General features: G+C 61.6%; 13 protein-coding genes and 1 tRNA gene. 7 read left to right on the top strand and 7 right to left on the bottom strand.

Going from position 1 to position 8,174, the window contains the following annotated elements:
* The 3 genes from VIW95_RS11490 to VIW95_RS11480 form a co-directional block, all read left to right on the top strand.
* Positions 1-450, top strand: a 450-nt coding sequence (locus VIW95_RS11490) for an enoyl-CoA hydratase-related protein (protein WP_331586555.1), incomplete at its 5' end; no start/stop codon positions are given.
* Positions 396-1,313, top strand: a complete 918-nt coding sequence (locus VIW95_RS11485; RefSeq protein ID WP_331586553.1) for a type II CAAX prenyl endopeptidase Rce1 family protein — start codon at positions 396-398, stop codon at positions 1,311-1,313. The genes VIW95_RS11490 and VIW95_RS11485, both read left to right, overlap by 55 nt.
* A gap of 28 nt (positions 1,314-1,341) precedes the next feature.
* Positions 1,342-2,001: a nitroreductase family protein gene (locus VIW95_RS11480; RefSeq protein WP_331586551.1), complete on the top strand. Its 660-nt coding sequence runs from the start codon at positions 1,342-1,344 to the stop codon at positions 1,999-2,001.
* Positions 2,002-2,021: 20 nt separating this feature from the next.
* On the opposite strand, the gene VIW95_RS11475 is transcribed toward VIW95_RS11480, so the two are convergent.
* Positions 2,022-2,098: transfer RNA gene (locus VIW95_RS11475), tRNA-Met, on the bottom strand.
* A 116-nt stretch (positions 2,099-2,214) separates the two neighbouring features.
* Positions 2,215-2,394, bottom strand: coding sequence for a hypothetical protein (locus tag VIW95_RS11470; protein WP_331586549.1), 180 nt, complete (start codon positions 2,392-2,394; stop codon positions 2,215-2,217).
* A gap of 132 nt (positions 2,395-2,526) precedes the next feature.
* Between VIW95_RS11470 and VIW95_RS11465 the strand changes: the two genes are divergently transcribed.
* Together VIW95_RS11465 and VIW95_RS11460 are read left to right on the top strand one after the other, a co-directional pair.
* The gene (locus VIW95_RS11465; RefSeq protein ID WP_331586547.1) at positions 2,527-3,684 is read left to right on the top strand and encodes a thiolase family protein; all 1,158 of its coding nucleotides are present in this window, start codon (positions 2,527-2,529) and stop codon (positions 3,682-3,684) included.
* Positions 3,681-4,082 (top strand): Zn-ribbon domain-containing OB-fold protein, encoded by a 402-nt coding sequence (locus VIW95_RS11460; protein WP_331586545.1) that lies wholly within the window; start codon positions 3,681-3,683, stop codon positions 4,080-4,082. Before VIW95_RS11465 ends, VIW95_RS11460 begins: the two co-directional genes overlap by 4 nt.
* Here the strand turns inward: VIW95_RS11460 and VIW95_RS11455 are convergent.
* From VIW95_RS11455 to VIW95_RS11440, 5 genes are read right to left on the bottom strand one after another with little or no spacing between them, the layout of a single operon-like run.
* On the bottom strand, positions 4,069-4,452 hold the full coding sequence (locus VIW95_RS11455; protein WP_331586557.1) for a type II toxin-antitoxin system VapC family toxin: 384 nt from the start codon (positions 4,450-4,452) through the stop codon (positions 4,069-4,071). The genes VIW95_RS11460 and VIW95_RS11455 overlap by 14 nt on opposite strands.
* Entirely contained in the window at positions 4,442-4,675 is a 234-nt protein-coding gene (locus VIW95_RS17630; RefSeq protein ID WP_414645288.1) for a FitA-like ribbon-helix-helix domain-containing protein, read from the bottom strand. The genes VIW95_RS11455 and VIW95_RS17630 overlap by 11 nt, the downstream gene beginning before the upstream one ends.
* A 17-nt stretch (positions 4,676-4,692) precedes the next feature.
* Positions 4,693-5,370 (bottom strand): DUF1614 domain-containing protein, encoded by a 678-nt coding sequence (locus VIW95_RS11450; RefSeq protein ID WP_331586543.1) that lies wholly within the window; start codon positions 5,368-5,370, stop codon positions 4,693-4,695.
* Positions 5,371-5,379: 9 nt separating this feature from the next.
* The gene (locus VIW95_RS11445; protein WP_331586541.1) at positions 5,380-5,952 is read right to left on the bottom strand and encodes an isoprenylcysteine carboxyl methyltransferase family protein; all 573 of its coding nucleotides are present in this window, start codon (positions 5,950-5,952) and stop codon (positions 5,380-5,382) included.
* A 10-nt stretch (positions 5,953-5,962) separates the two neighbouring features.
* Positions 5,963-7,033, bottom strand: a complete 1,071-nt coding sequence (locus VIW95_RS11440; protein WP_331586539.1) for a type III polyketide synthase — start codon at positions 7,031-7,033, stop codon at positions 5,963-5,965.
* A gap of 182 nt (positions 7,034-7,215) precedes the next feature.
* Between VIW95_RS11440 and pyrE the strand changes: the two genes are divergently transcribed.
* On the top strand, positions 7,216-7,788 hold the full coding sequence (gene pyrE / locus VIW95_RS11435; protein WP_331586537.1) for an orotate phosphoribosyltransferase: 573 nt from the start codon (positions 7,216-7,218) through the stop codon (positions 7,786-7,788).
* Between the two features lie 6 nt (positions 7,789-7,794).
* Positions 7,795-8,174: shikimate dehydrogenase family protein (locus tag VIW95_RS11430; RefSeq protein WP_331586535.1), on the top strand; the 380-nt coding region annotated here is incomplete at its 3' end.

Here is an 8,174-nt window from a genome sequence, read left to right as displayed (position 1 = left end):
AGCGCGCGAATCGGATTCGTGTTTGTGCGGCGCGGAGTCGTGCCGGAGGCGCTCAGCCTGTGGACGGTCCCGCGCATGATCGGAGTGGCGAAAGCCAACGAACTGCTGATGACCGGGCGGATTATCAGCGCGCGCGAGGCGCTCGAATTTGGAATCGTAAGTCACGTCTGGCCCGACGCGGAGTTCATGACGAAGGTGCGCGAGATGGCGCTCGACATTGCGCAGAACACCGCGCCGGTGTCGGTCGCGATTACCAAGCGGCTGATCTACAGCCTGCTCGCCGAGCCCGAGGCGGAGAAGGCGCAGAAAGAAGATACTCGCGCGTTCGTGTGGGCGGGCAAGCAGCCGGACGCGTACGAGGGCGTGAGCGCGTTCGTCGAGAAGCGCAAGCCGAAGTGGAAGATGAAGCCGTCGAAGGATGTGCCCGAATTTATCCCGACGATAAAGTGAGCGCGCCGGTCGCAGACGGCTTTGGCGACGCGCCGGCGGTTCGCATAGCGGCGGAGCGCGCGGTGCGGCGGCGCGAGTCCGCGCTGCTGGCGGCGCTGGCGATAACCGGCGCGATAGTCGAGTATCCGCTAGCGTTCGCGCTGAAGTCGCTCGACCGATCGGAACTGGTCCGCGCACTGCCGTTCCTCGGCGTCACGATCGTGCTTGCGGCACTGATACCGTTGTCGCTTCGACTCAGCGGCGAGCTCGGATTGCCCGGTGCGCCATTGGTCGCCGCCAAGCTCGCCGGCGAGAAACTATACTTCTCGATTCGCAGCCTGCTGCGCGTCTCGATTGGCTACGCGTTTCTTGCGGCGATCGCCGGCGGGAGCGTGCTGGCGATGGTGATCGTGCCGCTGATGCTCATTCAGCACGGCGGCCCGGGTCTCACGCTTCCGAACACGCCGATGCTCACTTTGGCGCCGGGCCGGATAGCATTCGTCGGAGCTTCGGTCGCGATCGCTGCCGCGGTCAGCGAAGAAATCCAGTTTCGACTTGTGCTGTTCGCGATCTTCGGACGGATCGCAAGGCTGATGTCGCGCGACTCGCGGGGCCATCCGGGACGCCGCGCGCTGTGGATGGTAACGCTGGCGCAGGGCTACCTGTTCGGATTGATTCACCTGGCGCCGCTGGCAGGGACGCTGTTCCATAGCTCGTGGCGACTCCTGCTCGGAGGATTGGTGATGCCGCAGACGTGGGAAGGCGTCGTGTTTGGGCGCCTGTATTTGCGGCGAGGGCTGGAGGCGTCAATTATCGCGCATGCATCGATGGACGTCGCGCTGTTCGTGATGGCAGCAATCGGAGTGTTGCACCTGGTGCGATGAACGCGCACGCAAGGAAGGAGAAATCAGCATGGCGGAAATGGGAATTTACGAAACGATGCGCACGCTGCGCGCCGTCAGGCGATTACGGCCAGGCGCGATACCGGACGACGTACTGCATCGCGTGCTCGAAGCGGCGACCTGGGCGCCGACCGGCGGCAACGTGCAGCCGTGGCGGATCGTAGTCGTGAAAGATCGCGCGCAGAAGGAGCCGCTCGGCAAGCTCTACAATGAGCGATGGGTCGCGTATTCGAAGCAATACCGCGGCGCAATTCCCGCGAGCGCTCCCGCGGAAGTTCGTGCACGGGCCGAACGCACGCTGGCGGCGGGCGACTACCTGGGTGCGCATTTCGGTGAGACGCCGGTCGTCGCCGTGTTCTGCTTCAATCCGAAAAACATGGCTATCACGGACGCAAAGCAGTCCCGCGTCTCAGTGGTTGGCGGTGGATCGGTCTACACGGCGGTCGAGAACCTGTTGCTCGCGTGCCGCGCCGAAGGACTCGGCTGTGTGCTGACGACGCTGCTATGCGAATGCGAGCCGGAAGTGCGCAAGCTGCTGGCGATACCAGATCCATGGTACACCGCCGCAGCAATTCCGATCGGTTATCCCGTCGGCCGCGGACACGGCCCGCTGATAAGGCGAACCGTCGAGCAGCTCGCGTACCTGGACACGTGGGGCAAGCAGATTTGATCGAGGGAAATTGAGCTTAATGGTTGCGGGGGAAGGATTTGAACCTTCGACCTCCGGGTTATGAGCCCGGCGAGCTACCAGACTGCTCCACCCCGCTTCGGCAGTGTATCTGCCGGTTGGTCAGCCGGTCAACATCGAAGGCGTAAAATGCGCGCGGGCGTGTGAGAGCGACGATCTCGAGCGAATTCGTGATCGCGTTGCGGAACTGAAAAACTAGCCGGCGAGAATCCGGATGTTGCAGTGGCGATGAACTCGGCCGAATTCGATGATCTCTTTTTCGAGCGGGCTTGCGTCCGGCTTTGCGTCGGTGAGCATCAGTTGCTTCGCGACGGGATTCTCGATCCCGTCGGCTTCGACATCAAGGTTGTGGTCGTCACAGATGATAAATGCCATTTCGTTAAAAGCACCTCGAACGGATCAAGCTATAAGATTTTTTCGTTGAATTGAACCGCTTCGCGGCGGAGTCGCGCCGGATGCGATTTGTGGTAATCGTAATCGAGCAACTTGAACGCGGGAGTCGATGCAATGAGTCTGAAAGGAAAAGCCGCGGCGATTGGAATTGGAGAACTCAAACCGGTCAAGGAACCCGGCGACCTGATCGCGCTCGGCCTGATGGCGCGCGTCGCGGCCGAGGCGATCGCGGACGCCGCGCTCGAGAAAAAAGATATCGACGGCTTCCTGGTCGGCGTGCCGTTCTCCGATCCGGGGATGATTTATCCGGCGAGCGCGGCCGAAGTGCTGGGACTCAACGTGCGGATGCTGAACCAGGTCGATATCGGTGGCGCGAGTCCGGCCGGGATGATCTGGCGCGCGGCGGCAGCGATCGACGCGGGGATGTGCAGCGCCGTGCTGTGCATCGTCGCCGATTTGAACAAGACCGGCGACCAGCGCCCGCCGGTCGTATCGGTACAGCGCGAGTTCGAAGCGCCCTACGGAAATATCGGCGCGAACTGCGGCTACGCGATGATCGCCCATCGCCATATGCATGAGTACGGCACCACGGCGCGCCAGATGGCAAAGGTCGCGGTCGATCAGCGGACCAATGCGCTCAAGAATCCGCTGGCGACTTTCAACGACAAGCCGCTCACCGTCGACGACGTGCTCAACTCGCGCATGATTGTCGATCCGCTACATCTATATGAAATCGTGAGCCCGGTGAGCGGCGGCGCAGCGATAATTGTCGCGTCGCCGGAAGTGGCGAAGCGCGCCAAGCATCCGCCGATATGGCTGCTCGGCGCGGGCGAGGCTGCAAATCATTCGACGATCACTTATGCGCCGTCGATCACTACATCGCCGATCAAGCCGGCCGCCGAGAACGCGTTCAAGATGGCGGGACTGCAACCGAAGGATATGGACCTCGTGTGTCCGTACGACTGCTACACCATCACCGTGATCGTCACGCTCGAAGACGCGGGCTTCTGCGCGAAGGGGCAGGGCGGGCCGTTCGTCGCGGAGCATGACCTGACTTACGCAGGCGACTTTCCGTGCAACACGCACGGCGGGCAACTGTCGTTCGGCCAGCCGGGGCTGGCGGGCGGGATGAGTCACGTGACCGAAGCGATAAGACAGTTGATGGGGCGCGGCGGCGAGCGGCAGGTTAAAAATGCCGCGCTCGGCTACGTCAACGGCAACGGCGGAATCATGAGCGAGCAGGCAAGTCTCGTGCTGGAGCGCAGATCATGAGCGAATACTACAAACCGCTTCCAAAGCCATCGCCAACCAGCCGCCCATTCTGGGAGGCCGCGCGACGCCACGAGCTAACGATCCAGCGATGCGGCGCGTGCCGCGAGTACATCTACTATCCGCGCGATCGATGCCCGAAATGTTTCGCGGACAAGCTGACGTGGGAGCGCGTGAGCGGACGCGGCAAGGTGTACAGCTACACAGTCGTGCGGCGAGCGTCGAGCCGCGCGTTTGCCGACGCGCCGTACGTGCTCGCGATTGTAGAGCTGGCCGAGGGACCGCGCATGACAACCAACATCGTCGCGCCGCCGGAGAGTGTGCGCGTCGAGATGCCGGTGCAAGTCTTCTTCGACGACGTAACTCCGGATCACACGCTGGTGAAATTCAAGCCCGCGTGATGCGTCGCGCGTGGCGTGCGAGTTTCGCGTCGAACGTAACGAACGGGTATCCAAGACGACGCGCGGCCTGTAGGTAGGCAGCATCATAAATCGTGAGATTGGTCTCGCGCGCCAACTCGAGCAAATCAAGCGGTGCCGTTGGAACCAATTTGACCTGGGTTGAAAGCGCTCGACGCAGACGCATTGCGATTTTGAAATGCCGTGATGGCTCTATTTTGGTTTTCTTCAAAGCCACGCTCGCCAATTCGTATGGGAGTATTTCCGGCGCGAAAAGAATCGCGTCACCAAGCAAATCGCGGGCTTCCTCCGCCCGCGATTCCAGGAACGCCAGCGCTGCTATCACCGAGGCATCAACTACCTTATCGGGAATCTCGATCTTCGCGAATCATTTTCGTGCTGTCCCCGGGAGTTGGAGGCCCGAGTCGCCGGGCTTCCTGCCAAAGTTCTTCAACGGTCAAACGGCCTGGCGACGTAGCCTCTTCCAGAATGGCTATCAATTCACCGTGGAGCGAGCGCTTGTGCATCGCGGCCTTGCGCTTGAGTCGTTTTACCAACTCAACCGGAACATTCTTGATCGAAAGAGTTACACTCATAAACCAAAATACCATTTTTACGCCAGCAGGACGGCGACGATTCCGGTCAGGAAGATTCCGTCGAAGGTGCCCGCGCCGCCGATCGAAGCGACCGGCGCGCCCAGGTCGCGCAGCTTGCCCAGGTTGAGCAGGTCGGCGCCGATCAGCGTACCGATCACCCCGCTGATGAATGCGACGGCGTCGCGATGGTGCTGCGAGGAGCCGAGGAAGTAGCCGCACAGCGCTGCGACGATTGGCGGAATCAGCATCGGCGTCGCAATTCCCATCCCCGGAATCGGCATCGCGAATCGATGGACGATTGCGGTTACGATGGCGACGCCGATCAAAGCGGGCACGACTATCGCGGGCATCTGCATCAGCAAATAAATCGAGATAAGTACCGGAACGATTGCGCCGCCGACATTCACCGCGATGATCGTCGAATCGGTGACGTAGCGAGTCGGTACCCGGTAGCGAATACCGAAACTGCGGACCACCTCGGCGGGGTGCGGCTGACCGCCGGCAACGCGCGTGATGGGAATGTTGATGTAGCTGCCGATCAGGCTTACCAGTAGAGCTGTGAAAGCGAACTCGGGCGGCAGACCGAGCGACACGAATGCGTAGTTGATGACGTGAATTTCGAGCAGGATGAAAAAGAACGCGAGGACGAAGAAGAAGACGATCGCGTAGAAGGCGAGGAACGGTGCGAAGAACACCGAACTACCTTAGCCGTGTCGCAAGCCAGGGAAAAAACGGCGGCGCGAGCCGAGCGCGTCGGCGTACTGCCCGCCTATCGCGCGCTCTTCGGCCGGGATTCGCACGGCAAGAATCAGTGCGTTGCCAATCGAGAATGCGATCGCGGTGAAGAGCGCGCCGCCGATCATCGGCACGGCGGCAATCTCGATCACGACCGCCAGGTAGTTCGGATGGCGCATGAAGCGATACGGGCCGTCGGTTGCCGGCGCACGGTCGGGACTTACGATTATTCGCGTATTCCATCGATCGCCGAGCGTCGTCACTGCCCAGTAGCGAAGCGCCTGCGCGAAGATTTCAGCGCATAGCGCGAGCCATGCGACGATGGGCGGAAATGCGCGCGGGAAAAATGTGGCTTCGACGGCGCAAGACACGATGAACAACACGTGAAACGCGACCATCACGCGGTAATGCGCCTGCCCGACTTCGACCGCGCCATGCTCGAAGGCGCGACGCGCATTACGACGCGCGCGATCCAATTCAAAGATTCGCTCGACGACCAGGATCGCCAGGATGATCAGATAAGTGCGGAGCGAGATCACCACGTCGGGGATGTCACCACTTCAGCAGTACGAGCTCGACCGAGAACCCGGGACCCATCCCGATAATCATGCCGTACTCTCCAGGCGCCGCCACGTGATCCTCGAGCAGTTCGTCGAGGATAAACATCACAGATGCCGAAGAGAGGTTTCCGACCGATTGCAGCGAGCTCCACGAACGCGCCAGCGCGCCCTCTGGGAGAGCGAGCGCACCTTCGAGGGTCTCGAGCACTTTGGGGCCGCCGGCGTGCGCGATCCAGTGCTTGATGTGCGAGCGGTCGATGTTTTGCTTCGCCAGGAATGAATCAACTTCGTCCAGGATGTTGGCGCGGACGAGGTCGGTGAGTTTCGAGGACAGCACGATTTTGAATCCGCTATCGACGATTTCCCAGCCGAGAATTTCTTCGGTGTTCGGAAAAACCAGCGAGCGCGTCGCGATTACCTGCGGACCCGTCGACTTTGGTTGTGCATTGCCGCCTATGAGCATTGCGGCGGCGCCATCACCGAAGAGGCCCGACGCGATGATGTTCGCGATCGACAGATCCTCGCGCTGCAACGTGAGCGAGCACAACTCGACTGACAGCAGCATCGCGACTTCCGACGGAAACGCGCGGATGTAGTCGGCGGCGCGCGCCGTCCCCGCTGCTCCCGCGACGCATCCCAGCCCGAAGATTGGCGTGCGCTTGATTTCCTTGCGCATCCCGAGCGCGCTGATCACGCGAGTGTCGATGCTCGGCACGGCGATGCCGGTGACGGTGACGAAGAACAGATGGTCGACCTCGCGCGGCTTCAGGCCGGCCCGCTCGAGTGCGATTTCGGCGGCCGCGGTTCCGACTTCGGGCGCAACCCGCAGCCACGCGTCGTTGGTCTTGGCGAAGGTGTCGAGCGGTATATATTCCTCGATCGGCAGCGCGAGATGACGGCCGGTGATTCCGAGCGCGCCCTGGATTTTGTCGAAGCGGCGCAAATCCGACCAGCGCTTCTCCCATAGCTCCCGGAGACGCGAGGTCAGTTGTTCTTGATCGACGTAGTTGGCGGGTAAAGCGGTGCCGGTTCCGATCACACGGGGTGAATCGTTGCTAATCACTTATTTCGCGTGGCGCCCGAGTCGCGGGACTCGTGGCGAATCGCTATCTCTCCTTTTCGTGCCCGGCAGACCGCAACGCGCGGTCCATTGTTCTCTTGGGGCATGTTTGACGCTATCACCAGCGCGACCAATATTATATCGCTCTTGTGCCCCGCGCTGCATCCGTTAAGATCCCTTCAATTATGAAATCCGAAGAACGCAGCGAATTGCTGGCGATGCTCGCCCGGGAATCGTATTTCGAGCGTCAACTCACGCTCTCGTCGGGACGCGCCTCCAGCTACTACGTCGATTGTAAGCGCACGCTATATCTGCCACGTGGTGCGTATCTCGCCGGAGAATCGGTGCTTGAACTCGTAAAGGCTGCTGGCGTCGAGCAAATCGGCGGAATGGCTGCGGGCGCGTTGCCGGTGACGGACGCGGTAATGGCCGCGGCGCATCGCAACGGCGTCAATATTCGCGGCTTTTTTGTGCGCAAGGAAACCAAGCAGCATGGTCTGCAACAGATGGTCGAGGGGGCATTCAAATCAGGCCTCAAGACTGCCGTGATCGACGATACGATCACAACCGGCGGCTCGAGTCTGCAAGCGGTGACTGCGATGCGCGAGGCGGGCGGCAACGTGATCGCGGCAATCGCGCTGGTCGAGCGAGGCGAGGGTGCAGTCGAGGCGTTCGCGCGCGCAGGGCTCAAATATAGCTGGGTATTCACCGCAGAAGAGGTGCGCGCCGAGCGCGCCGCGCATCCCGTCGCCGGCTGATTCAATTTGCCAAACACCAGCGACACCGCGGTCGCGGCGATTTTCGGCGATCCGATAGAACATTCCAGGTCGCCTGCGATGCACAACGCTGCCTACGCGGCGCTTGGCATGAGTCGAACGTACGCGGCGTTTCGCGTCACCGCGGCGAATCTCGCGCCGGCGCTTCGCGCGATTCCTTCGCTCGGAATCGTCGGTGTAAATTTGACGGTTCCGCACAAGCAAGCGGCGGCGCGGCTGATCAAGGATCTGAGCGGGGAGGCGCGGATGCTCGGCGCGGTGAACTGCGTTGTCAATCGGCGCGGCGTGCTGCGCGGCGAGAATACCGATGCCCGCGGCCTCGAGCGCGACTTGCGCGATCTCGGATGCGAGCTGCGCGGCCGTCTCGC

Source organism: Binatus sp. (SeqCode), from assembly GCF_036522015.1.
Lineage (GTDB): Bacteria > Desulfobacterota > Binatia > Binatales > Binataceae > Binatus.
Note: the sequence above shows the minus strand (reverse complement) of the source record. Positions and strands in the feature narration are given on the sequence as shown.

Bases quoted from the DNA above. Each gene is read 5' to 3' on its own strand.
- pyrE (WP_331586537.1), top strand. From the start codon at position 7,216: ATGAAATCCGAAGAACGCAGCGAATTGCTGGCGATGCTCGCCCGGGAA.
- VIW95_RS17630 (WP_414645288.1), bottom strand. From the start codon at position 4,675: ATGAGTGTAACTCTTTCGATCAAGAATGTTCCGGTTGAGTTGGTAAAA.
- VIW95_RS11470 (WP_331586549.1), bottom strand. From the start codon at position 2,394: ATGGCATTTATCATCTGTGACGACCACAACCTTGATGTCGAAGCCGAC.
- VIW95_RS11465 (WP_331586547.1), top strand. From the start codon at position 2,527: ATGAGTCTGAAAGGAAAAGCCGCGGCGATTGGAATTGGAGAACTCAAA.
- VIW95_RS11460 (WP_331586545.1), top strand. From the start codon at position 3,681: ATGAGCGAATACTACAAACCGCTTCCAAAGCCATCGCCAACCAGCCGC.
- VIW95_RS11480 (WP_331586551.1), top strand. From the start codon at position 1,342: ATGGCGGAAATGGGAATTTACGAAACGATGCGCACGCTGCGCGCCGTC.